Raw genomic sequence first — 23,406 nt, forward strand, 5'->3', positions numbered from 1 at the left:
TTCTCGTTGGTTTGTGTGAGGCTTGCTCAGGCCAAGGCGGGATACAGCCGCCGTGCGGTGTCGCCGAAGATCCACGCGCGATCCGCTTCGCTCAGGCAGGCGAGGCCGGCTTGCGCGGTCGCGAGAATGTCGGCGAGCGTGCCCGGCGAGGTCGGATAGTTCGAACCCCACGCGAGCCGCTGCGCGCCGAATGCGTCGACGACACGCGGGAAAAAAGTTTCGGCGCTCGCCTGGTCCTTTTTCACATCGCCGAAAATGCGCGGCGTGAGCTTCAGGTAGATGTTCGGCAGCTCCGCCAGATCGAAGAGGCTCTGCGCTTTTGCATACGGCGCACCGTCGGCGACTTCGGGACGCGCCAGATGGTCGAGCACGATCCGCACGTTCGGAAAGCGCCGCGCGAGCGCCGTGACTTGCGGCAAACCGATCGGCCCGGTCTGGATGCACATCGGCAGCCCGAGTTCGCCGCACAGTTCCCACGCGGGAAACGAGCGCGGGTCGTCGAGTTCGCTTGGATCGAAGTCCTTCGTGCTGCCGCCCGTGAAGAGGCGCAGGCCCGCGAGGCCGCGCTCTGCCCAGCCGCGAATGACTTGCGGCGCATCGGCCTGCAATACGTCCACGGAACCGACGGCCACGAGACGCTCCGCGTATTTCGCGCAGCCGTCCACCACGTAGCTGTTGTCGAAGCCATACGTCGTCGACGAATGGACCACGGCGGCTCTCGCGACGCCGGCTTCGTCCATTGCCGCGATCAGCGTCTCGACCGTCGTGGGCCGCTCTTTCGACCAGTCCGAGCGCTTGCCGAACAACGGCGCCGGCGGGTAGCGGCTTTCGTCGTCGGAAATGATGTGCGGGTGAATATCAACGATTGAAAATGTCATGAGTGTCTCTGTGCTTTTCTGTGTGCCTGTCTATGTGCATGCTTATGTGCGTGCTCAGGTGCGCGATGTGTTGAGTTGCAGCGGCTCGCGCCGGCATCACTTGCCGCGAGCCTTCAGGCGCGCGTCGAGACGCGGATAGACGCGCCGCGCATTGCCTTCGAAGATCTTGTAGCGGTCTTCGTCCGAGAGCGCCGGGCAGGCGTCGACATAGCGCTTCGTGTCGTCGAAGTACTGGCCGGTGGACGGGTCCTTGCCGCGCACCGCGCCGATCATCTCCGAGCCGAACAGCACGTTGTCCGCCGGCACGACCTTGGTCAGCAGTTCGACGCCCGGCTGGTGATACACGCACGAATCGAAGAAGATGTTCTCGAGCAGCCCTTCCAGCGGACGCTCGCGCATTTCCAGCGACATGCCGCGATAACGTCCCCAGTGGTAGGGCACCGCGCCGCCGCCGTGCGGAATCACGAGGCGCAGCGTCGGGAAGTCCTTGAACAGATCCGACTGAAGCAGTTGCATGAAGACAGACGTATCCGCGTTCAGGTAATGCGCGCCCGTACCGTGAAAACACGGATTGCACGACGCGGCGACGTGGATCATCGCGGGCACGTCGAGATCGACCAGCGCTTCATAGAGCGGATACCATTCGCCGTCGCTCATCGGGTTGCCGGTCCAGTAGCCGCCGCTCGGATCGGGATTCAGATTGCAGCCAACAAAGCCCAGTTGCTCGACGCAGCGGCGCAACTCGGGAACCGAGTTGGCCGGCGCCGCGCCCGGCGACTGCGGCAACTGGCACACCGGCGCGAAATTGTCGGGGTACAGTTCCGTCACGCGATACACGAGGTCGTTCGACACTTCGGCCCATTCGAGGCTCGTCCGCTCGTTGCCCAGATGGTGGCTCATCAGACCGGCAATCGGCGAGAACAGCGTGAGGTCGCTGCCGCGCTCGCGCTGCAGTTTCAGTTGCCCGTTGCCGATGGCCTCGCGAATCTGGTCGTCGGTGACATAAGCGTCGGCGCGCGACGGCGCGTTAGCGGGATCGTTCGCGAATTCGACCTGCTTTGCGCGCCAGTTGCGAAATGATGCGGGTACGGTCGTGAAGTGACCGTGGCAATCGATAATCATGTTTTCTCTCTAACTTGCGTGCGCTCAGCGTGCGAGCGGATCGACGAACAGCTCGTCGATGGACATGCGCCGCGGCGTGAGGCCCTGCCTGAACGCCGTCGCTTCGAGCGCCTGAATCGTCTTGAGGTTTTCGGCGAGACCGTAAGGCAGCGGGTCATGTCCGACGATCTTGCGCAACTCGATGTATTTCCTGTCGCTCGCGCTCGTGGCTTCGCCGGCATCGAGCCGCGCGAGCCATTCCCGCTTCGCCTGCGCGAAGGCATCGAACAGCGAGCGCGCGATCCACGGGTGCTCGGCCAGCACCGAATCCTTGACGACGATCGTGCCGTGCATCGGATAGACGCCGGTGCGCGCGTAGTACTCCGTTTCGAGCTCGGCCGCGTTCGGCAGCAGGTCGGGATAGTCGGCCTCGACTTCCTGCCAGCCGCCCGTCGGCGCGCCGGTGCGGCCGATGCCCGCGGCAGCCGCAAAGCCCGCCGCCAGTTCGCCCTTCTCCATCATTTCGGATAGCGAACTGTTGGCCGGCGCGTGAACCACATTCGGCGGCAACTTCAGTTGCGTCACGTGCTCTTCGTCGTCGACAACCCACGTCACTTTCGACGAATCAAGCCCGAATTCGTCGATCAGCACCTGACGCGTCCACACGCCGGTCGTCACCGAATAGGCGCGCACGCCGACCTTCTTGCCTTCGAGGTCCTTAGGCGTCTTGATGCCTGCGTCCGGGCGCACGAGCAGCCCGCCGTGGTGAAAGCGCCGCACGACGAACACCGGCAGCGCGACAAAAGGCGCGCCATAAGCGCGGGCGATGATGTAGGTGGTCGGCGCAAGTTCGCAGACATCGAACTCGACATCGCGGACCATCCGGCGAAACGCGCCGATCTGCGGCTTGACCGTGATGAATTCCGCGTCCACGCCTTCAATGGGAATGGAACCGTTACGGATAGCCGAGGTGTGCGGGTGCTCAGCAATTGCAATCTTGAGCGGGACTTTCCTTGTCAACTTCCTCTCCTTGGGAGTATTCGCCGCCGGCACCGGCGGAACACACCGGCGCCGGGCGCATCGTTTCGACGGACCCAGCATATTTGAGGAAGATGCTCGCGTCCCTACACAAAAGTCACTTTCAATGGCACTTTTTTTGTCAGCGCGCGAGCGTCGATCGGCATTTGAAAAGTGCCGGTGAATCTGGATTTTGTGCAGGGACGTACGCGCGGCGATCCCCTATTCTGCGTTCTCGCTTTTCGCGGCACACCAAAAGAAACAGTCCCGGAGACAGAATGAAGAAGCTGGCCTATTCGCTATTGGCCGTTGCATCGGCATGTGCATTTAACGGCGCTTATGCGCAGTCGTCGGTGACGCTTTATGGCGTTGTCGATAACGGCATCGAATATCAGAACGGCGGTGCGGGAGGCGCGGTACGCGCGGTATCGAGCGGACTCTTCGCGACCGTGTATGGGCTGATGGGTCACGAAGACATTGGCGGCGGCGTGCACGTCAACTTCCAGCTCGAGCAGGGCTTCTCAGGCGTGACCGGTGCGGCGACCGACCCGACCGCGTCGTTCAACCGGCTTGCGTGGATCGGCGTATCGGGGCGTTTCGGCGAATTGCGCTTTGGGCGCCAGAAGAAACCCGAATATTTGTTTCTGAACGGCGAAGTAGACCCGACCGCGGTCAAAAGCTTCGCATCGCCGATCAACAACTTTACCGACGCGTCCGTGCGCGCGAGCAACGCAATCGCGTACTTTCTGCCGGACTTCCGCGGGCTGACGGTCCAGGGCATGGTCTCGCTGCGCGATCAGACAACGAGCCCGTCCAACGGGCTGCGTTTCTATAACGTGGTCGCGCGCTATGTGCACGGGCCGATTCATGTGGGGGCCGGCTATGAGTCGTCGGCGAATGCGACGGGAACGTCCGTGCAAAAAATCTTCCGCGCGGCCGCGTCTTATCGGCTCGGCGCCGCGCGCTTCTATCTGGCGTATCAAACGGAGCGTCAGAGCGATCACAGCGAGAAGCGCGACATCTACGAAGCTTCGGGTACCTATCTATTCAATCCGTTCAACCGCTTTTCAGTGATGTACGGTTATGCGCACGACCGCACGGGCCAGGGCAACAACGCGCAGCAGGTCGGTCTGATCTACGAATACTATCTGTCGAAGTCGACGATCCTGTACACCGCTGCGGGGCTGATCCAGAACCGCCATCAGGCGCAATACACGCTCGACGGCACGCAGTATTCGGGCATCGCGGTTGAGCCCGGCGCTTATGCGCGCGGTGCTATCGTCGGAATGACGCATAAGTTCTGACGGCGGCGAACAGCTTGCCGATCTGCATGATGAACCGCGTGGCCAGTAACCGGCTTATAGCGGCGAGATTCCACTGACGCCCGTCTTGCAGCCGACCTCGGTCGAACATTCGCCTGAGAGAAAACGCGCATCGGGCGCGTCGGACAACGAATCGTGGCCGTCCGTCGTCAAGTGGCTGCGTCGCCAACTGGCGGGCGGCAAGCCGAATTCCCGCTTGAATGCGCGATTGAACGCCGCCTCCGACTCATAGCCCACCCTCTCCGCAATAGCCGTAAGCGACTGCGCTCCGTCACGTAACGCCTGTGCCGCAATTTGCAGACGCCAGCGCGCCAGATATTGCATCGGTGGCTGGCCGAGCAATTGAGTAAAGCGCTGTGCCAGCGCCGAACGCGAGAGGCCCGCTTTGCGGGCAAGATCATCGACTGTCCAACCATGCGCCGGTTGCGCGTGCATTAACGCGAGCGATCGTCCCACGAAGCGATCGCCGACGCCGGCCAGCCATCCTTTACGGTCCGCAGGCAGCGAATCGACACAACGGCGTACCGCCTCCACGAAAAGCAGTTCGGACAAACGTCCGAGCACGATCGCGCTGCCTACGCGCAATTCGGCTGCTTCCAGAGCCGCGAGTTTCAACGACGACTCCAGCCACGCGGATCTCGCGTCGTTGCGCATGTCGATCTTGAACATACGAGGCAATGCCGATAGCACCGGATTGGTCAGCGTATCGTCGCAGGCGAGGAAGCCGCAAATGAGCCGCGTTTTCGCGCCGCCTCCGCCGTAGCTCAACCTGATCACGTCGCCCGGCGCGGTTTCCAGATACTGCGACAGCATCTGATGAGAGGGCGCCGGTTCGAGTTCGACCGAACTGCCCATTAGATGCGCTTCGCCCTGCGGCACGACGAGAAGTTCTCCGGCATCGACGCAGATAGCGGAAGACGGGTCGTCGACGAGCCGTGCCCGACAGCTTCCTTCTGTGATGAGGTGATAGGAGACGATGCGCTCCGCGCGCGGCAAAAACGATACGCACAACTCCCGCGTCGCCTCGCCGAAAACACACCACGGTGCAGTGAAGTCGGCGCTTAGATACACCGCTCCGCTCAGATGCACGAGGCGAAGTACGTCGGAAAGAGCATCCATGACGTCGTCCATCAGTTTCGGCGTCCTGCGCAAAATATCTGGACGACCGGTCATTCACCGATATGGCTTGCGTCCCGATACTAGCACTCACGCGAATCCGCAACAACGAACGGTAGAGCGCCGCCTTCCACCATCAGGAGAACGACATGAGTAACGCAGAGACTTATCGCGGTCAATGCTTTTGCGGCACCGTGCAATTCACGGTAAGCGGGGAGCCTGCGGGTATGGGCTATTGCCATTGTGAGTCGTGCCGAAGCTGGTCGGGAGCGCCCGTCAATGCGTTCACGCTGTGGAAGCCCGAGGCGCTGCACGTTACTCGCGGCGCCGATGATATTGGCACTTACAACAAGACAGCCCATAGCTACCGCAAGTGGTGCAAGTCATGCGGCGGCCATCTGTTTACCGAACATCCCGGGCTCGAACTGATCGACGTCTACGCCGCAGTTATCGCCGACTTCCCCTATGAACCCGGTGTGCACGTTCATTACCCGGAGTCGCGCCTTCGAATGAAAGACGGTCTGCCCAAGCAGAAAGATCTGCCGGGGGAAATGGGCGGCTCGGGCATCAGCGTTGCCGAATAGCCATTGCATCTCGCGGTTCTGGTTTGATTCGCCCGATCGTCGCGCGGGCTTTTTCACAGTGCAAGTTCGCGGCGTCATCTGAATGGCAGCAACTCTGAGTATTGACTCATCGCTGCCCCGGTTCTCAGGAGTCGTTTATGTCCGCAGTCGATTCTTCTTTTTTACCCGTCGCAGATTTCGCTGCCGTCAAGATCCGTCAACAGGCCGCGTGGTCGACCGGCAATTATGCTGTCGTCGGCACGACGCTGCAGATCGTCGGAGAAGCTCTATGCGAAGCGCTTGACCTGCGCGCCGGCTCGCGCGTGCTCGACGTTGCAGCAGGCAACGGCAATGCAACGTTGGCTGCCGCGCGCCGCTGGTGCGATGTCACCTCCACGGATTACGTCGCCTCACTGCTGGACGCCGGCCGTGCCCGCGCACAAGCAGAAGGTCTATCCGTCGAGTTTCAGGAAGCGGACGCGGAAGCGCTGCCCTACGCGGACGCCTCGTTCGATATCGTGATGTCGACGTTCGGTGTGATGTTCACTCCGGACCAGGCGAAGGCAGCGGCTGAACTGGCTCGTGTGTGCAAGCCGGGCGGCCGCATCGGCCTCGCGAACTGGACGCCGGATAGCTTCATCGGTCAGGTGTTCAAGACAATTGCCATGCACATTCCGCCACCTGCGGGCGTGGCGTCACCGGCGCTGTGGGGAACGAAGGCGCGGCTGGAAACACTGTTCGAAGGAAAAACCCGGAAGATCGTCGCGAACAGCCGCCACTTCACGTTCCGTTACCGCTCGCCCGAACATTTCGTGGAAGTTTTCCGCACGTTTTATGGGCCGGTGAACAAGGCATTTGGCGCACTCGAGGGCGAACGGCAAGCGGCGCTTCTCGGCGATCTGATGACATTGATAAAAAGCCGCAACCGGTCCGGCGACGCGACGCTCGTGCTGCCGAGCGAATACCTCGAAGTGGTGATTGAACGATCATGAACGGCGTTGAGCGCAGCGCCGCCGTCCTGCACGGATTCGCGTCGCGCCTGTGGTCGGTGTTGGATCTTTCGGCTTAGCGCCGCGCCATTGCAATTTGCTGCTTTGCCGCGCCTTCGTGCGCGGCAAAGCCAATCCATTTCCTCATGCCACGCATGTCCAAACGCAGCTCACTCTGACCAACCCGACAGCCGTGAGCGAAGTCAGTCCCCTTGCGTCACTCCAGAAGAATCAGTTAAGACGCTTAGGTTCGCCATCGTCCGCATACCAGTCGATGGTTTTGCCGCTTGTATTGATCGTCACCGCGCGCGGCTCGCTGAACTGATCGAACGATTCGACACCCGTCTCGCGCCCCACGCCGCTGTTCTTGAAACCGCCCCACGGCGACGCCGGATCGAGCCGATGGTGATCGTTGACCCACACCATGCCGAATTCGAGCTTGCTCGCCACGCGATGCGCGCGCGCGACGTCCTGCGTCCACACCGAAGCGGCGAGGCCGAACTGCGTGTCGTTGGCGATGCGGATCGCGTCCGCCTCATCGTCGAACGGCATCACGACGGTGACCGGCCCGAACACCTCGTCCTGACCGATCTCCGAACGCGGATCGACGTCATACAGCACAGTCGGCTCGATAAAAAAGCCCTGCTTCAAGCTGGACGGCACGCCGCCGCCCGTCAGCACCTTCGCGCCCGCTGCCTTCGCACGCTCCAGCATCGCCAGAATGCGCTGACGCGAGCGCTCGGAAATCACCGGCCCGAGTTGCGTCTTCACATCGGCGGGATCGCCCACGCGAATGGCCGCCGCTTTCGCGCGGAAGCGTTCGAGAAACTCCGCATGGATCGACTTGTGCACCAGAATCCGCGCGCCGCACACGCAGGTTTGTCCCGCGCCGATGAAGGCCGCGAACGCCGCGCCGTTCACCGCGCGCTCCATGTCGAAATCGTCGAACAGGATCACGGCGCCCTTGCCGCCGAGTTCGAGCGTCGTCAACGCGAAGCTGCGCGCCGCGGCTTCGCCAATCGAGCGGCCGACTTCAGTGCCGCCCGTGAAAACGACCTTGCGGATCAGCGGATGCCGCGCAAGCGCCGCGCCCGCTTCGCGCCCTTCGCCGTTCACGACGTTCACGACGCCCTTCGGCACGCCGGCTTCATCCAGTAGACGCACGAGGCGCACGGTGGTCAGCGGCGTCTGCTCGGACGCCTTGATGACGACGCTGTTGCCGGTCGCGAGCGCGGGCGCAAGACTCTTCGACAGAATCATCAGCGGATGATTGAACGACGTCATCAACGCGACGACGCCGAGCGGCACGCGCTGCGTGTAGCACAGGTACGGCCCTTCGACCGGAATCACGTCGCTGCGGCGCGTCAGCGCAAGCGCTGCGAAATAGCGGTAGAACTGCGGCAGACGCGAAATCTGCGCGCGTGTCTCCGAGATCGGCCGGCCGTTGTTCAACGTTTCGAGCCGATAAAACTGTTCGAGATCCGCTTCGAACAGATCGGCGAAACGATTCAGCACGCGCGCGCGTTGCTGGATCGGCATGTCGCGCCACGCGCCGCTTTCGAACGCGCGATGGCCCGCGTGCACCGCGCGGTCCACATCCTGCTCCGACGCGGCCGCGAGCGCGCCAATCACTTCCCCCGTCGCGGGATTGACGATATCGAGCGTGCGGCCGGTGTCGGCGTCCGTCCATGCGCCGTCGATGAAAAGCTGTGCATCGAGATGGGTCTGGTTCACTGTGTCCATAGAGATCGATTCCAGGTGGTTCACTTCAGAGGCGATGCATGCGCATCGGTGCGCAGCGCATCGGGTGTCTGTGAGTCGGCGGGTTGCAGGTCTTCGAGACGCTGGCCGGTCGGCTCGACGCCGAGCCACGCGACGACGACGATCTGAATCGCGAGCAGGCCGATCATCAGTGCGAGTACGCCGACAATGCCGTGCCGCGCGTACAGCGCGATGACGATAAACGGCGTCACGATCGTCGCGCCGCGGCCCAGCGTGTTGCAGACGCCCGATGCGCGCAGCCGGACTTCGGTCGGAAAGAGTTCGGGTATGTAGATGGCGAACAGCAGCGCGACCAGCACGTAGATCGGAATGGTCAGCAACAGGCCGACGAGGGGCAGCAGCAGCGGATTCGAGACGAACGGATAGATCGCGCCGAACACGATCGCCGCGAGCGACGCGCCGATGATGGTCGGCTTGCGGCCCCACGAGTCCGCCGTCAATGCGCCGATTGCGGAGCCGATTGGCGCGCCGAGCGACATGACCAGCGCGAAGCCGAACGACTTCGCGATGCTGAAACCCTGATGCACGAAGAACGTCGGCAGCCAGGTAACGAAGCCGTACAGCAGCGTATTGATGACGACGAGCGTCACGCAGCCGACGATCATCCGTTGCAGCATCGCGCCGCTGAACAGCGAGCCGAACGACAGCGCAGCCGCAGCCTTGCTCGGCGTTTTCGCAACGGCTGGCGGCGGCAGCGGTTGGCCGCCGTGCGCTTGCGCGACTTCGTCTTCGATGCGTCGCAGGATCGCGTCCGCCTCCGCGTGACGGCCGACCGAGTCGAGCCAGCGCGGCGACTCGGGCAGCGACTTGCGCGCATACCAGACGCCCAGCGCGCCGAAGCCGCCCAGAACAAACATCGCGCGCCAGCCGAACGCCGGAATCAGCGCGAGGCCGATGAGCCCCGCGACCGGCAACCCGGACACGACGAACACAGCCATCAGTCCTTGCAGCTTGCCGCGCTTTTGCGGCGGCACGAATTCGGTCAATGTCGAATAGCCGACGACGTTTTCCGCGCCGAGGCCCAAGCCCATCACGAAGCGGCACGCAATCAGCATGCTCATGTTCGGTGCGAGCGCCGCGCCGAGCGAGGCGAGTCCGAACACTGCAAGATTCGCCTGATACGTGAAGCGGCGGCCGAAGCGGTCGCCGAGAAAGCCGGTGCCGAGCGAACCGAGCATCATGCCGAGAAAAGTCAGCGACACGAAAATCGCGTTCTGGCCGATTGTCGAGAACCCGGTTTTCAGCGTGGCGCCGAGCACCGTCGACGCGACGTAGATGTCGAAGCCGTCGAAGAACATGCCGATGCCGATCAGCCACATGATGCGCCGATGAAATCCCGACATCGGCAAACGGTCGAGCCGCGGGCCTGCGTTAACGTTCATGTCTGTCTGTCTCCTGTCGACGGGAGTTAGTGCTTCAGCACTTACTCCCGTCCCATGCAAAGCTGTCGACCGGACTTGGCGCTTTAGCGCTTAGTCCGGTCCCATGCAAAGCTGTCGACGGGAGTTAGTGCTTTAGCTGTCGGCCCGAGTTAGTGCTTCAGCACTTACTCGGGTCCCATGCAAAGCACTTACTCCCGTCCCATGCAAAGCTGTCCCAGGCAAGGTGCTTGCCGCCGGCGTCTGCGCAAACACGAGCCGTCCCGCGATAAAGTTCGCGCTCGCCGTCTATGAAGTTCGATGAAAGAACCTGCGCTCAGCGCCCCTGCATCAGCCGCAGGCTCGCGACGGTCAGCATGTCGGTCGCGCTGCGGAAATTCTGTTCGGTCGTGCATTCCTCGGCCGCCAGGAAGAATGCCTTGCACTGGCGCACGCCCGCATCGTCGAGCGCGAGAATGCGATCGGTGAGCGCGTCCGCGTCGCTGCGCAGCATTGCGGGCTCGCAGACCTTCGTGATCAACCCCGCCTGCAACGCGGCCGCGGGCGTCAACGCGTCGCCGAACAGGACCATCGGAAAGAGCGCCTTCGGCAAGGCGTAGCGGCCCGCGTACGCCATGATCGCGGCAGGCGGCAAACCCTTGCGCATCTCGGGAAACGCGAGCGTCGCGCGCGACGAGACCAGCGTGAAGTCGCACAGAATCGCCAGTCCGAAGCCGAAGCCGTGTGCATCGCCCTGCACTTCCGCGATCGCAATCATCGACGTGCCGCGCACGAGCCGCTTCAGCTCGATCAGCCGCGCGACTTCCGAACGGATCGACACCGCATCGCGCGCGGCGCGCTCGCGTCCCGTGCAGAAAACGTCGCCGCTCGCACGGATGCGCAGCACGCGCGCGGTCGGCTCGGCGGCTTCGCTGCGCAACGTCGCCGTCATCGCGTCGAACATCGGGCCGGAAATCTCGTTACCCGCGTCCGGGCGATTCAGCGTGAAGCTCAGCACGTCGCCCGCTCGCTCGATCAAAACCGGCTGCGGCAATGGACTGCGATCCATGACATCTCCTGTTGTATAATCTGTATACAGCGTATTCACATGATGACGAGGTGTCAATGCCTTCCAGCAAAACAGTGGTCAAGACTGCCGGCGCCGCCGCGCACAAGCGCGCGAAAGAGCCTCATGCAGGCGCGCATTCGCTAGACAAGATCGCGATCAAATATCACTCGCGCCTGCGCACGGTGCATGCATCGAGCGACTCATTGAGCGAGGGTGTGGTGGTGCCCGCGTTGCGCGAGGCGATCGTCGAGGGCGTGCTCGCCCCGGGCAGCCGCCTTTCGGAAGTGCAGGTCGCGAAGCAGTTGAACGTAAGCCGCACGCCGATGCGCGAGGCGTTCGCGCAACTGGAACGCGAGGGACTGGTGACGGTCCTGCCGCGCGTCGGCGCGTACGTGCGCGCCGTGACGCTGCGCGATGTCGAGGAGATTTACACGGTGCGCGCGGCGCTCGAATGTCTTGCCGTGCAACTCGCGTCGGAGCGCATCACGGCGCTCGGCACCGCGCAATTCGACGACGTGATCGAAGCAATGCAAGCGAGCGTCGATGCCGACGATCCGGCGAGTTACGTCGATGCGCTAGATCGCTTCTACACACTCGTGATGACGATCGCCGACAACCGCACGCTACAGGACAGTCACGCAGCTTTGATCGGACCTGTGCGGCGCCTGCGACGCATTGCGATGGCGCGCGGCGGCCGCATGCTCGCGTCGTTCAGGCAGGCGGTCAAGATTCGCGATGCCATTGTGAACCGCTCGCCGAACGTGCAGGACCTGATGCGCGAACAGTTGGCCGGCGCGTGCCGCGCGGCGCTCGACGTGTTAAACGACGCAAGTGAATAATCGAGGAAACGAGTCATGATCAATACGCAAACCGCCCGCATTCTTTCCCGCTATAAGAGCTGGGCCGACACGGTGCTTTTCGACGCCACCGGTGCCCTCGCGCCGGAGGAAGTCGTCAAGACGCGGCAGACGTTGTTCAAAACGATGATCGGTACGCTGAATCATAACTATGTGGTCGATCTGATCTGGAAGGCGCATATCGAGCGCAAGGAACACGGCTTCACGACGCGCAGCGTGGTCCTGCACGCCGAGCTGAACGACTTGCGTCGCGCGCAACAGGACGTGAACGCATGGTTCGAACGTTGGGCCGATGCACAAAGCGATGCGTCGCTGGCTGAAGAGCTGACGTTCGCGTTCATCTCGGGCGAGCGTTCGACGATGTCGCGCGGCGCGATGTTCATGCATCTCGTGAATCACGCTTCGTATCATCGCGGGTGGGTCTGCGAAATGTTCTTCGAGGTTCCCGCGAGACCGCCGACTACCGACTTGCCGGTTTTTATCGCGGCCCACCCGGAGTCGAGTTTCTCGCGCGCTTAGCCGCTAGCAGTCGTGTCGACATGGCTAGCGGTATTTATGAAGACCTACACTCTCACAGGTATTGCGGGGCGCTGTGTATCCTTCAGGGAAGTCGGCGGGCGAACCAGGGTTCATCTTGTGCTCGTAGTGGCGCCCCTTGATCATGCCGCGACTGCCCGCTAACGGATATCTGGGAGAGGCAAATGACTGACAGCAGTTGGGACCGAGTCCCAATCGATTCGCAAAGCATCGATGCGCCACTGTCGCGTGCGGCGGTGTTTCTCACCTTGACGGTCGCCGAGGGTCGCGAGGCGCTACAGGTCGTCGCCGGCGTCCTGGACGGTCTCGACGATCTGATCAAGACGGTCGGCTTTCGCGATCTCAACGGCCGGCTGTCGTGCATCACGGCCTTGGGGTCGGCGCTGTGGGACCGTTTTCAGACAGGCAAGCGCCCGAAGGAGCTGCGCCCCTTCACGCCGATCGAGGGTCCAACGCACACGGCACCGGCCACGCCCGGCGATCTCTTCTTCCATATCCGGGCCGAGCGCGAGGATCTCTGCTTTGAATTCGAGCGCCTGCTGATGGATCAACTGGGCAATAGCGTGACGCTGGCCGACGAGGTTGCGGGCTTTCGCTACTTCGACTCGCGCGACCTGCTTGGTTTCGTCGATGGCACAGCCAACCCGACTGGTCGCGAGATAGACTCGTCAACGCTGGTCGGCAGTGAGGATCAGGAATTCGCCGGCGGCAGCTACGTGGTAGTGCAAAAGTATCTGCATCAAATGCAGCCGTGGGCTCGGCTTCCCAGGAATGAGCAGGAACAGATCATCGGCCGGGAGATCGTCAGCAACGTGGAATTGCCCGACGCGGCGAGCGGCCAGAAGTCGCACAAGACCCTCGCCACGATTGTGGACGACGACGGCACCGAGCACGATATCCTGCGTGACAACATGCCCTTCGGCCGCCCCGGCCACGGCGAATATGGGACCTACTTCATCGGCTACTCCAGGCATCTTTGGGTGACGCAAAAGATGCTGGAGCGCATGTTCCTCGGCGATCCACCGGGCATGCACGACCGCCTGCTCGATTTCTCGACTGCGCACACCGGCGCGGTGTTCTTCGCTCCGGCGCCGCGCACGCTCAGTGCCCTGTTGCAAGCGGTGTAGGTGGAACGCCCCGATCAGAACCCGGCGGCCAGTCCATCGCGCCGGGTGTCGCTCGCGGCGACATAACCGCGTTCGGGATCGTTGCGGTCGAGCTTCCAGATGTACTGGCCGGAGCCGAAATCCATATACGGATCGTCGACGGATTTGATCGTATGGCCGAGCCCCTGGAGCGCGCGCACCGTGTCCACATCGAGCGTCGCTTCGACGTCGACCGAGAAGTCGCGGTTGACCTTCCAGCGCGGCGCGTCGCAGGCGGCCTGCGGTTGCTGGCCGTAGTCGAGCATGCGCACGATCGATTGCAGATGCCCTTGCGGCTGCATATCGCCGCCCATCACGCCGAAGCTCATCACCGCTTCCTGCGTGCCGTCCACCTGCTGCGTGAGGAACGCGGGGATGATCGTATGGAACGGCCGCTTGCCGCCCTCGACCACGTTCGCCGACTTCGGATCCATTGAGAACCCGTAGCCGCGGTTCTGCAGCGAAATGCCCGAGTCCGGCACCACGATGCCCGAGCCGAAGCCCATGTAGTTCGACTGGATGAAGCTGACCATCATGCCGCGCTCGTCCGCCACCGACATGTAGATCGTGCCGCCCGCCTTCGGCATGCCGAAGTCGAATTGCGTGGCACGCTTGCGGTCGATCAGCTTCGCGCGCGACTTCAGATACGCGTCGTCGAGCATCTGTTCCGGCGTGACCTCCATCGAGCGCGGGTCGGCGACGTACTGGTAGACGTCGGCGAACGCGAGCTTCATGGCTTCGATCTGCAGATGCTGCGATTCGATGCCGTCGACCGGCAGCGAGCCCAGGTCGAACTGTTCGAGAATGCCGAGCGCGATCAGCGCGGCAATGCCCTGCCCGTTCGGCGGAATTTCGTGCACCGTGTGGCCGCGATAGTCCTTGCTGATCGGCTGGACCCAGTCGACACGGTAGTTGCGCAAGTCGTCCATCGTGAGCGCGCCGCCGCCCTGGCGCGAGAACGCGGCGATCTGTTCGGCGATCTCGCCTTCGTAGTAAGCGCGCGGCCCCTGCTCCGCCAGCTTGCGCAGCGTCTTTGCGTGGCCGGGAAAGCGCACCAGTTCGCTGACTTCCGGCGCGCGGCCGCGCGGCATGAACGTGTCGGCGAAACCCGGCTGATCCTTGAGCTCAGGCACGGCCGCCGCCCACTTGTACGCAACCACGCTCGCCACCGCGTGACCCCGTTCGGCGATCTCGATCGCCGGCTCCATCAGGTCGGCGAACGGCAGCGTGCCGAACTTCTGATGCAACGCCTCCCAGCCGGCGATGACGCCCGGCACGGTGACCGCATCCCAGCCGCGCTTCGGATGCTTCGCAAGACCGTTTTCCTCGCCGTACTTACGCTTGAAGTAATCGACGTTCCATGCCGCCGGCGAGACGCCGGACGCATTCAGGCCATGCAGCTTCTTGCCGTCCCAGACGAGTGCGAACGCGTCGCTGCCGAGGCCGTTGGAGACCGGCTCGACGAGCGTGATCGCCGCCGCTGCGGCAATCGCCGCATCGATGGCATTGCCGCCTTTCCACAACATGCGCAAGCCGGCTTGCGCGGCAAGCGGATGAGACGTCGAAACGATGTTGCGCGCGAACACGGGCAAGCGCGGTGTCGGATACGGGTTTTGCCAATTGAAACGTGTCATTGAAAACTCAAACGAAAGTGATGAGAGGGCCAGTCGGCCGATGAAAGCGGTGACGGAATCCGGTCACGACTCGCGCGGATCGAGCGCATCGCGCAGACCGTCGCCAAGCAGGTTGAAACCAAGCACGGCCAGGAAGATCGCGATGCCGGGGAAAATCGACATCCACGGCGCCTGGCTGACAAAGTCCTTCGCGGTGTTGAGCATCGAACCCCACGACGGCGACGGCGGCAACTGGCCGAGCCCGAGGAACGACAGACTCGCTTCGGCGATGATCGCGGTCGCGATCGTCAGGCTGGCCTGCACGATGATCGGCGGCAGCACGTTAGGCAGAATGTACCGCACAATGATCTGTGCGTGGCCGAGGCCGATTGCCCGCGCGCCTTCCACGTAGTCCTCCGCCTTCACGGTGATCGCCTGGCCGCGCGTCAGCCGGACGAAGCGCGGCATCGCGGAGATGCCGATTGCGGCCATCGCGTTGGTCAGGCTCGGTCCAAGGAACGCGGCGAGCGCGATGGCGAGGATCAGGAACGGAATCGACAGCAACGCATCGGCGATTCGCGAGATCACGCCGTCGACGAGCTTGCCGAAATAGCCGGCCAGCAATCCGAGCGGCACGCCGATCGCGACCGCGATGCAGACCGACACGACGCCCGCCAGCAACGACGCACGCGCGCCCCACAGCAGACGGCTCAGCACGTCGCGGCCGAGTTCGTCGGTGCCGAACCAGTGCGCGGCCGAGGGCGCCTGCCGCACGGTCATGAAGCTGGCCTGCACCGGGTCGTAATGCGACAGCCAGGGCGCGAAGACCGCCATGAAGACGATCAGCAGCACGAGCGCCGCGCCGAACACGGCGGCGCGATTGCGCATGAATTTCACCAGTCCGCGGCGCTCGCGGCGCGGCAGTACGGTCGTCTGCGACGCAGCGGCCGAGGCACGAACGGGGGCGGCGGGAGTAGCCATCAGCTGCGTCTCAGTCGGGGATTGAGGAGGACGTACAACACGTCGGCGCACAGGTTCACGACGATGAAGCACAGCGCGGTGACGAGCACCACGCCCTGCACGACCGCATAGTCGCGATTGAACACGGCGTCCACGATGAGCTTGCCGAAGCCGGGGATCGTGAAAACCTGTTCGGTCAGCACCGCACCCGCGAGCAGTTCGCCGAACAGCAGCGCGAGCACGGTGACGATCGGAACCAGCGCGTTGCGAAAGGCGTGCTTGACGACGACGGTGCCGCGCAGCAGCCCTTTCGCACGCGCGGTCCGGATATAGTCGGTGCGCAGTACGCTCAGCATCGCGCTGCGCGTGTGACGCATCAATTGCGCGCCGAGCGAAGCGCCGAGCACGAACGCGGGCATCAGCATGGTCTTGATGCTGAGCCAGAAGTCTTCGGTCGGCGACACATAGCCGGACGACGGCAACAGATGCCAGCGCACCGACACGATGAAGATCAGCATGATCCCGAGCCAGAAGTTCGGGATCGACATGCCGGAGAGCGCGAACACGTTCGCTCCGTAATCGAGCGCGCCGCCGCGGCTCGCGGCGGAGATGACGCCCGCCGGAATGCCGATACCGATCGCGAAGATCATCGCCATCGCCGCGAGTTGCAGTGTGACCGGCAGCTTCTGCGCGATCAGCGACGTCACCGGCACGTCGGTGCGCAGCGACGCGCCGAGATCGCCACGTACGACGTCACGTACCCATAGCGCGTACTGCGTCGGCACCGGCTCGTCGAGGTGGTACTTGACGCGCAGCGACGCGATCAACTGCGGGTCCTGGTCTTCCCCGGCCATCGCCGTCACGGGGTCGCCCGGCAGCAGCTTCTGCAGGCCGAAGATCAGCATCGACACCAGAATCAGCGTCGGAATGGCGACCAGCATGCGATTTGCAATGATCCGCAGCATGACCGCTCAGCCCTTGATACTGACGCCGCGCAGGCGGACCAGGCCGTCGGGATACGGCGTGAAGCCTTGCACTTTCTTCGACAGCTCGAACGGCCACGGCTGGTTATAGACATAGACGATCGGATCGTCGTCGGCGAGCAGCTTCGACGCCGCTTCGTAGTCGGTTTTGCGTTCCGCGGTGGTCAGCTTCACGCGCGCGGCGTCGAGCAGGCGGTCGACTTCGGGGTTGCAGTAATGCGCGTAATTGAGGTTGCCGGAGCACGTGTTGAACTGATGCAGATTGCCGTCCGGATCGACGCGGCCCGACCAGCCGAGGTACATCGCCTCGAAGTCGCCGCTGTGGGCGGCATTGAGTTCGGTCGCGTAGTCGGTCGGCCGCAGCTTGAGATTGAAGCCGGCTTCGCTGACCATCGCCTGCATCATCTGCACGATCTGGCTCGACACCGTGTTGTTCGGATAAGTGAACTCGATGTCGACATGCTCGTGGCCCGCCGCCTTCAGCAACGCCTTCGCCTTCGCGATGTCGCGATGCGACATCGGCAGCGACGCGTTGTAGTACGGGCTCGACTTCGGCACCGCCTGATTCGCCGGCGCGAAGATGCCCGCGCCGATCACCTGGTTGATCGCGTCGCGGTCGATCGCGAGCTCGAATGCCTGCCGCACGCGCTTGTCTTTGAGCACCGCGTTGCTGCGCTTGCCGTTGCCGATATTGAACGTCACGTAGTAGTAGCCGAAGCCGCTGACAGGCGCGAACCTGAAGTTAGTGTCGCTCTTCGCCGACGCGACATCGGAGGGCGCGAGGCGCTCCAGCATGTCGAGCGAACCCGAGCGCAGATTGGCGAGGCGCACGGTGCTGTCCGGAATCGGCAGGAATACGACGCGCTGGATCGGATATTTGTCGGCGTCCCAATAGCCGGCGAATTTCTCGAGCACGACGCGATCGTTCTGCACGCGCTGAACGAACTTGTACGGCCCCGAACACACCGGATGCGCGGCGACGCCGGCCGGATCGGCGAGCGTCTTCGGCGCGAGCATCATGCCGGCGCGGTCGGTCAGCGTCGCGAGCAGCGCGGCGTCGGGCTGCTTCAGCACGATGGCAACCGTGTAGTCGTCGATGACGTCGACGTGATCGACCGACGCCAGTTCGCTCTTGCGGTTGCTCGTCTGCAGCGTGCGGTCGCGATCGAGGTTGGCCTTGACGGCGGCCGCGTTGAACGGCTCGTCGTTCTGGAACTTCACGCCTTTACGCAGCTTGAATGTCAGCGTCTTGCCGTCGGCGCTCGTCGTCCACGAGGTTGCCAGCATCGGTACGATCTTCTGGTCGGGCGTGATATCGACGAGCGCGTTGCACAGCGACGCAAACACGATCCGGTCGACGAGCTGCACGCTGCGTGCGGGGTCGAGCGAACCGATGTCGTCCTGCAAGCCGATCCGTATTGTCTGACCGGTCTGGGCCATCGCGGCGCCGGCGCCAAGTGCGAGCGCCGCGGCAATCAACATTCTTCGCATGAGCATTTTCCCTTTGTATTCCGATTCATCAAACGGTGTGGTGAAGAACCTGGCGGCGCGGCGCGCGTCCCGCTTGTTCGCTCGAATTTCATCGCGGCCACCGGCTCAGTCGCCCGCGGAAGCTTGCGCCGTCTGGCGCTCACGGTAGATCGCGAGCCGCTCGATCAATTTCGGACTGACGCTCGTGGCCAGCGGTGCGCCGCTGCCGGCGTTCTGGATCTCGCGCCAGAAGTGGCACGCGACCTGCCGTCCGTCATCGAGTCGTTCGCTGACTGGCCGCACTTCAGCGCAATGCGGCTTCGCATGCGGACAGCGCGTATGGAAACGGCAACCGGAAGGCGGCGCGGTCGGACTCGGCAGATCGCCGGATAACGCGGGCTTCGCACGCCGCTCGTGCGGGCTGCTCGCCGGAATCGCGCGCAGCAGTGCTTGCGTGTACGGATGCAGCGGCGCGTCGAACAGCGCATCGACATCGGCCAGCTCGACGATCTCGCCGAGATACATCACGGCGACGCGGTCGCTCATATGGCGGATCACCGCAAGGTCGTGCGCAACCATGATCAGCGTGAGGCCGAGGTCCTGCTTGAGCGTCTCCAGAAGATTGATCACCTGCGCTTGCACCGAGACGTCGAGCGCCGACACCGGCTCGTCGCCGACGATCAGCTTCGGCTCACCGGCCAATGCGCGCGCGATGCCGATCCGTTGCCGCTGACCGCCAGAAAATTCGTGCGGGTAACGGTTCGCGTAGGCCGGTTGCAGGCCGACCGTGCGCAGCAGTTGAGCGACGCGCTCGCGGTGCCCGGCGCTGTCGGGCGCGAGGCCGTGCAGCGCGATCGGCTCGCCGACGATCTTGCCGATCGTCATGCCCGGATTCAGCGACGCAAACGGGTCCTGAAAGATGATCTGCATTTCGCGGCGCAACCGGCGCAGCGGCGCGCCTTGCTCATGCGTGATGTCCTTGCCTTGATAGAAGACGCGGCCGTCCGTCGAATCGATCAGACGAAGCAGCAGGCGGCCGAGCGTGGACTTGCCGCAGCCCGATTCGCCGACGATCGCAAAGGTCTCGCCCGCCTGGACCGCGAACGACACCTCGTTGACTGCATAGACCGTTGGCGTGCGCATGAAGAGCTGCCGCGTACCGCCAAAATGCTTCGTCAGCGAGCGCGCCTCGATGATCGGCGCCGGCGAATGAGAAGCCGGCTGCGAGGCCGGCTGTGCGTGCGGCGTCGGTTTAGTGGGCGTCGTCATGCCATTTCCTCACGCAATACCGGCGCGGCGACCTGTTCGACCGGAGCGAGCCAGCACGCAACGCGATGCACGCCGGCGATCACCTTGTCAGGCGGCGCGGCGTCAATGCAGCGTTGTTCGGCGAACGGGCAGCGCGGCGCGAAGCGGCAGCCGTGCGGCATCAACTCAGGCGACGGCACCGAACCGCGGATCGTCGCAAGCGCGCCTTCCCGCTTGCCGACCGAAGGAATCGCGCCCATCAGGCCGATCGTGTACGGATGTTGCGGGTCGTCGAACAGATCGGCGACGGTGCCGTATTCGACGATGCGTCCCGCGTACATCACCGCCACGTGGTCGGCGACTTCCGCGACGACGCCGAGGTCGTGCGTGATCAACACCATCGCGGTGCCGGTCTCGGCTTGCAGATTCTTCACGAGCGCCAGCACCTGCGCCTGGATGGTCACGTCGAGCGCGGTTGTCGGCTCGTCGGCGATCAACAGGCGCGGGCGATTCGCGAGCGCCATCGCGATCATCACGCGTTGGCGCATGCCGCCGGAAAGCTGATGCGGGTACGCATCGAGCCGGGTTTCCGGCGCCGGAATCCGCACCAGCCGCAGCATCTGGAGCGCCTCTTCGCGCGCCTGCCGGCGCTCCACATTGCGATGCCGGCGGATACTTTCGCCGATCTGCTCGCCGACCGTGAACGCCGGATTCAGCGACGTCATCGGCTCCTGAAAGATCATCGACAGCCGGTTGCCGCGAATATCGGCCAGTTCGCGCTCGGACAGCGCGAACAGGTCCTTGCCTTCGAAGTGCGCAGTGCCGGCGACGCGTTGCGCAGGCGGACTCGCGAGGAGCCCCATCAGTGCGAGCGACGTGACGCTCTTGCCGCAGCCCGATTCGCCGACGATGCATAGCGTCTCGCCAGTGCCGACCGAGAACGACACGTCGTCGACGAGGTTGGGCGCGTCGGCGTCGCGCGAAAACTTCAACGAAAAGCCGCGAACCTCGAGAACCGGTCGGCGGGCGGCATCGGTCACGCTGGGAAACTCCATATCGTGCTGCTAGTCCTGTTCAAGGCTGTCTCGCGGCGATTATGTGGTGCGCTTTACGACAGAAAATATTAATATTTCTTACCCGTACTTAACTTTTTCTTGAGGATGAACGATGCCCACGCTGCGCATGCTGAGGACCTTTCGGGCAGTCGCGCGCACCGGATCATTTGCGGCAGCGGCCGACAGCGTCGCGCTGACCCAGGCGGCGGTCAGCCTGCAGATGCGCGGGCTCGAACAGGCGCTCGGCCGCCAGCTATTCGACCGCAGCGGCCGGCAGATCGCATTGAGCCGCGACGGGCAAGATATCTGGCCGAAGGTCGAGCAGATTTTCGACCTGCTGGCCGAACTGGAGGCGACGCCGGCGGATTCGATGGTCGGGCCGGTCACCATCGGCGCGGTGGTGTCGGTGATCGGCGCGCTCTCGCTGGTCATCGCGCGTTTGAAGGCCGCGCATCCGCAACTGGATGTGCGGCTGCTGTCGTCGCGCTCCGACGAACTGGCGCGGACAGTCGAGGCGGGTGAGGTCGATATCGCGGCAGTCGTCGCGCATGCCGACACCACCCTGCCCGACACGCTGAAGTGGGCGACGCTCTACACGGAGCCGCTGATGCTGGTGGTCAGCCGCGAAATCGGCGACAACGATCCGCGGCGGATTCTGCGCAGCTATCCCTTTTTGCGCTTCGACCGGCGCGTGCGCACCGGGCGCGTCGTCGAGCATGCGCTGCAAACAGCCGGCGTGACGGTCAACGAATACCTCGAACTCAATTCGATCGAGACGATCGTCGCGCTGGTGCGCGAAAATGTCGGCGTCGCAGTGCTGCCGCTTCTGCATCGCGGCAACTGGCAAAACGATCCGTTACTGCGCGTGCTGCCGATTTCAGATCCGCCGGTGCTGCGCACAGTCGGCATGATCCAGCGCGCGTCATATGGCCGGCCCGGCATCACACAGGCGATTATCGATACGCTGCACAGCGACTGAGCGGCCGGACATGGCGTGTGCGCTGTTCTGTTCTATGACTCAATCGATCCGCAGCGGATAGTCAATTCAGCCATGGAAATCACGCGCAAATAATTTCCCACCACTGGAATAAACCCGTTCGCCTTCCCGTTCATTCAGCGTTGTGACCTTTGGACGGAACAAGGAGTGCGGCCATGAAGTCTCTACTCGCAGCGTTCACCGTCGTAGCCTGCGGCGCGGCTATCGCGACACTCGCGTCATGCGGCGGCAGTTCCAGCTCGAACAGTTCCGGGCCGCCTTTGCAGTCGTCGTTCACCGCAACGGCGCTCGTCTCGGACGGCGCCGTGTCGGCGGCGCACACGGACCCCAATCTGAAGAATGCCTGGGGCGTGACCTTCAATCCGAAAGGCTTCGTCTGGGTCGCCGACAACGGAACCAACCTCGCGACACTCTATGACGGCAACGGCGTGCCGCAATCGCTGGTCGTCACGATCCCCAATGGTACGAATGGAACAGCGTCGCCGACCGGCATCGTATTCAACGGCACGCAAAGCTTCAACGTGACGCGAAACGGCAAGACGGGCGTCGCCGCGTTTATCTTCGTGGGAGAAGGCGGCACCGTCACCGCATGGGCGCCCGCCGTTGGGCCGACGAATGCGTTTGTCATGTACGACGACGGCACCGGCGGCGCCGTGTACAAGGGCCTCGCTCTCGCGCCGAACAACGGCAACAACTTTCTCTACGCCACCGATTTCCATAACAGCAAAATCGACGTCTTCGACACCAACTTTGCCAAAGTCGCCATGCCCGGCGCCTTTGCGGATCCATCCATTCCTGCCGGCTTCGCGCCGTTCGGCATCCAGTTGATCGGATCGAATCTGTTCGTCACCTATGCGAAGCAGGATTCCGACAAACATGACGACGTCGCGGGAGCAGGACTCGGCATGGTCGACGTATTCGACACGGCGGGCAATCTCAAGCAGCACTTTGCAACGGGCGGCGCGCTGAATGCGCCGTGGGGTATTGCGCAAGCGCCGGGCAATTTCGGCTCATTGAGCGGCGCTGTGCTGATCGGCAATTTCGGCGACGGCACGATCAACGCGTTCAACGCATCGAGCGGCCAGTCGATGGGCGCCATCAGGAGTTCGAACGGCAAGGCGATCGTCGAGCCGGGTTTGTGGGGCATCGCGTTCGGCAACGGGCTCGACAATCAGCCTGCCACTACCCTCTTCTTCGCCGCGGGGCCCAATGACGAAGCGGACGGCGTCTATGGAAGAATCGATCTGAATCCGGCATCGACCTCGGGTTCCGCCACGGGAACGAGTACAGGCACGAGTTCGAGCGGCGGCGCCAGCATCGGCATGTAGGTTGGGGGGCGAATAGTG

Annotated in this window: 21 protein-coding genes; 8 read left to right on the forward strand and 13 right to left on the reverse strand. The window is 63.4% G+C overall.

What is annotated here, in order from left to right:
* Positions 1–26: 26 nt before the first annotated feature.
* The 3 genes from AB6809_RS30595 to AB6809_RS30605 all read right to left on the reverse strand — a co-directional run bounded on the left by AB6809_RS30595 (position 27) and on the right by AB6809_RS30605 (position 2,999).
* Positions 27–878 carry an amidohydrolase gene (locus tag AB6809_RS30595; protein WP_053860504.1) on the reverse strand — a complete coding sequence of 284 codons (852 nt, stop codon included), beginning with the start codon at positions 876–878 and terminating at the stop codon, positions 27–29.
* 96 nt (positions 879–974) lie between these two features.
* Complete coding sequence (locus AB6809_RS30600) at positions 975–2,000, reverse strand: amidohydrolase family protein (protein ID WP_371027912.1); 1,026 nt, start codon at positions 1,998–2,000, stop codon at positions 975–977.
* 24 nt (positions 2,001–2,024) lie between these two features.
* Entirely contained in the window at positions 2,025–2,999 is a 975-nt protein-coding gene (locus AB6809_RS30605) for an ABC transporter substrate-binding protein (protein WP_371027913.1), read from the reverse strand.
* A 275-nt stretch (positions 3,000–3,274) separates the two neighbouring features.
* Here AB6809_RS30605 and AB6809_RS30610 point away from each other — a divergent pair, with 275 nt between their 5' ends.
* Positions 3,275–4,300, forward strand: a complete 1,026-nt coding sequence (locus AB6809_RS30610) for a porin (protein WP_006050436.1) — start codon at positions 3,275–3,277, stop codon at positions 4,298–4,300.
* A gap of 54 nt (positions 4,301–4,354) precedes the next feature.
* On the opposite strand, the gene AB6809_RS30615 is transcribed toward AB6809_RS30610, so the two are convergent.
* Entirely contained in the window at positions 4,355–5,437 is a 1,083-nt protein-coding gene (locus AB6809_RS30615; RefSeq protein WP_371027914.1) for an AraC family transcriptional regulator, read from the reverse strand.
* A gap of 146 nt (positions 5,438–5,583) precedes the next feature.
* Here AB6809_RS30615 and AB6809_RS30620 point away from each other — a divergent pair, with 146 nt between their 5' ends.
* Together AB6809_RS30620 and AB6809_RS30625 are read left to right on the forward strand one after the other, a co-directional pair.
* On the forward strand, positions 5,584–6,018 hold the full coding sequence (locus AB6809_RS30620) for a GFA family protein (RefSeq protein ID WP_006050438.1): 435 nt from the start codon (positions 5,584–5,586) through the stop codon (positions 6,016–6,018).
* A 137-nt stretch (positions 6,019–6,155) separates the two neighbouring features.
* Complete coding sequence (locus tag AB6809_RS30625; protein WP_006050439.1) at positions 6,156–6,989, forward strand: class I SAM-dependent methyltransferase; 834 nt, start codon at positions 6,156–6,158, stop codon at positions 6,987–6,989.
* Positions 6,990–7,217: 228 nt separating this feature from the next.
* Here the strand turns inward: AB6809_RS30625 and AB6809_RS30630 are convergent, their stop codons facing one another.
* From AB6809_RS30630 to AB6809_RS30640, 3 genes are all read right to left on the reverse strand, one after another.
* A complete protein-coding gene (locus AB6809_RS30630; protein WP_006050440.1) occupies positions 7,218–8,729 on the reverse strand; it encodes an aldehyde dehydrogenase in 1,512 nt (503 codons plus the stop codon).
* Positions 8,730–8,749: 20 nt separating this feature from the next.
* Positions 8,750–10,150, reverse strand: a complete 1,401-nt coding sequence (locus AB6809_RS30635) for an MFS transporter (RefSeq protein ID WP_371027915.1) — start codon at positions 10,148–10,150, stop codon at positions 8,750–8,752.
* 313 nt (positions 10,151–10,463) lie between these two features.
* The gene (locus tag AB6809_RS30640; RefSeq protein WP_053860499.1) at positions 10,464–11,195 is read right to left on the reverse strand and encodes an enoyl-CoA hydratase/isomerase family protein; all 732 of its coding nucleotides are present in this window, start codon (positions 11,193–11,195) and stop codon (positions 10,464–10,466) included.
* Positions 11,196–11,251: 56 nt separating this feature from the next.
* Here AB6809_RS30640 and AB6809_RS30645 point away from each other — a divergent pair, with 56 nt between their 5' ends.
* From AB6809_RS30645 to AB6809_RS30655, 3 genes are all read left to right on the forward strand, one after another.
* Positions 11,252–12,034 (forward strand): GntR family transcriptional regulator, encoded by a 783-nt coding sequence (locus tag AB6809_RS30645; RefSeq protein WP_371027916.1) that lies wholly within the window; start codon positions 11,252–11,254, stop codon positions 12,032–12,034.
* Between the two features lie 15 nt (positions 12,035–12,049).
* Entirely contained in the window at positions 12,050–12,571 is a 522-nt protein-coding gene (locus AB6809_RS30650; protein ID WP_053860497.1) for a DinB family protein, read from the forward strand.
* Positions 12,572–12,753: 182 nt separating this feature from the next.
* Positions 12,754–13,716, forward strand: a complete 963-nt coding sequence (locus AB6809_RS30655; RefSeq protein WP_371027917.1) for a Dyp-type peroxidase — start codon at positions 12,754–12,756, stop codon at positions 13,714–13,716.
* A gap of 14 nt (positions 13,717–13,730) precedes the next feature.
* Here the strand turns inward: AB6809_RS30655 and ggt are convergent, their stop codons facing one another.
* The 6 genes from ggt to AB6809_RS30685 all read right to left on the reverse strand — a co-directional run bounded on the left by ggt (position 13,731) and on the right by AB6809_RS30685 (position 21,048).
* Positions 13,731–15,368: a gamma-glutamyltransferase gene (gene ggt / locus AB6809_RS30660; protein ID WP_371027918.1), complete on the reverse strand. Its 1,638-nt coding sequence runs from the start codon at positions 15,366–15,368 to the stop codon at positions 13,731–13,733.
* 63 nt (positions 15,369–15,431) lie between these two features.
* Positions 15,432–16,328, reverse strand: coding sequence for an ABC transporter permease (locus tag AB6809_RS30665; RefSeq protein WP_371027919.1), 897 nt, complete (start codon positions 16,326–16,328; stop codon positions 15,432–15,434).
* On the reverse strand, positions 16,328–17,272 hold the full coding sequence (locus tag AB6809_RS30670) for an ABC transporter permease (protein ID WP_107707936.1): 945 nt from the start codon (positions 17,270–17,272) through the stop codon (positions 16,328–16,330). The genes AB6809_RS30665 and AB6809_RS30670 overlap by 1 nt, the downstream gene beginning before the upstream one ends.
* Positions 17,273–17,278: 6 nt before the next feature.
* On the reverse strand, positions 17,279–18,781 hold the full coding sequence (locus AB6809_RS30675; protein WP_029968858.1) for an ABC transporter substrate-binding protein: 1,503 nt from the start codon (positions 18,779–18,781) through the stop codon (positions 17,279–17,281).
* 105 nt (positions 18,782–18,886) lie between these two features.
* The gene (locus AB6809_RS30680; protein ID WP_371027920.1) at positions 18,887–20,029 is read right to left on the reverse strand and encodes an ABC transporter ATP-binding protein; all 1,143 of its coding nucleotides are present in this window, start codon (positions 20,027–20,029) and stop codon (positions 18,887–18,889) included.
* A complete protein-coding gene (locus tag AB6809_RS30685) occupies positions 20,026–21,048 on the reverse strand; it encodes an ABC transporter ATP-binding protein (RefSeq protein ID WP_371027921.1) in 1,023 nt (340 codons plus the stop codon). Before AB6809_RS30685 ends, AB6809_RS30680 begins: the two co-directional genes overlap by 4 nt.
* 127 nt (positions 21,049–21,175) lie before the next feature.
* Here AB6809_RS30685 and AB6809_RS30690 point away from each other — a divergent pair, with 127 nt between their 5' ends.
* Positions 21,176–22,042 (forward strand): LysR substrate-binding domain-containing protein, encoded by an 867-nt coding sequence (locus AB6809_RS30690; RefSeq protein WP_371027922.1) that lies wholly within the window; start codon positions 21,176–21,178, stop codon positions 22,040–22,042.
* A 173-nt stretch (positions 22,043–22,215) separates the two neighbouring features.
* Positions 22,216–23,388, forward strand: a complete 1,173-nt coding sequence (locus AB6809_RS30695; RefSeq protein WP_371027923.1) for a TIGR03118 family protein — start codon at positions 22,216–22,218, stop codon at positions 23,386–23,388.
* Positions 23,389–23,406 lie beyond the last annotated feature (18 nt).

The sequence above is a fragment of the Paraburkholderia sp. RCC_158 genome (assembly GCF_041355255.1).
In the GTDB taxonomy this organism is placed as follows: Bacteria; Pseudomonadota; Gammaproteobacteria; order Burkholderiales; family Burkholderiaceae; genus Paraburkholderia; species Paraburkholderia graminis.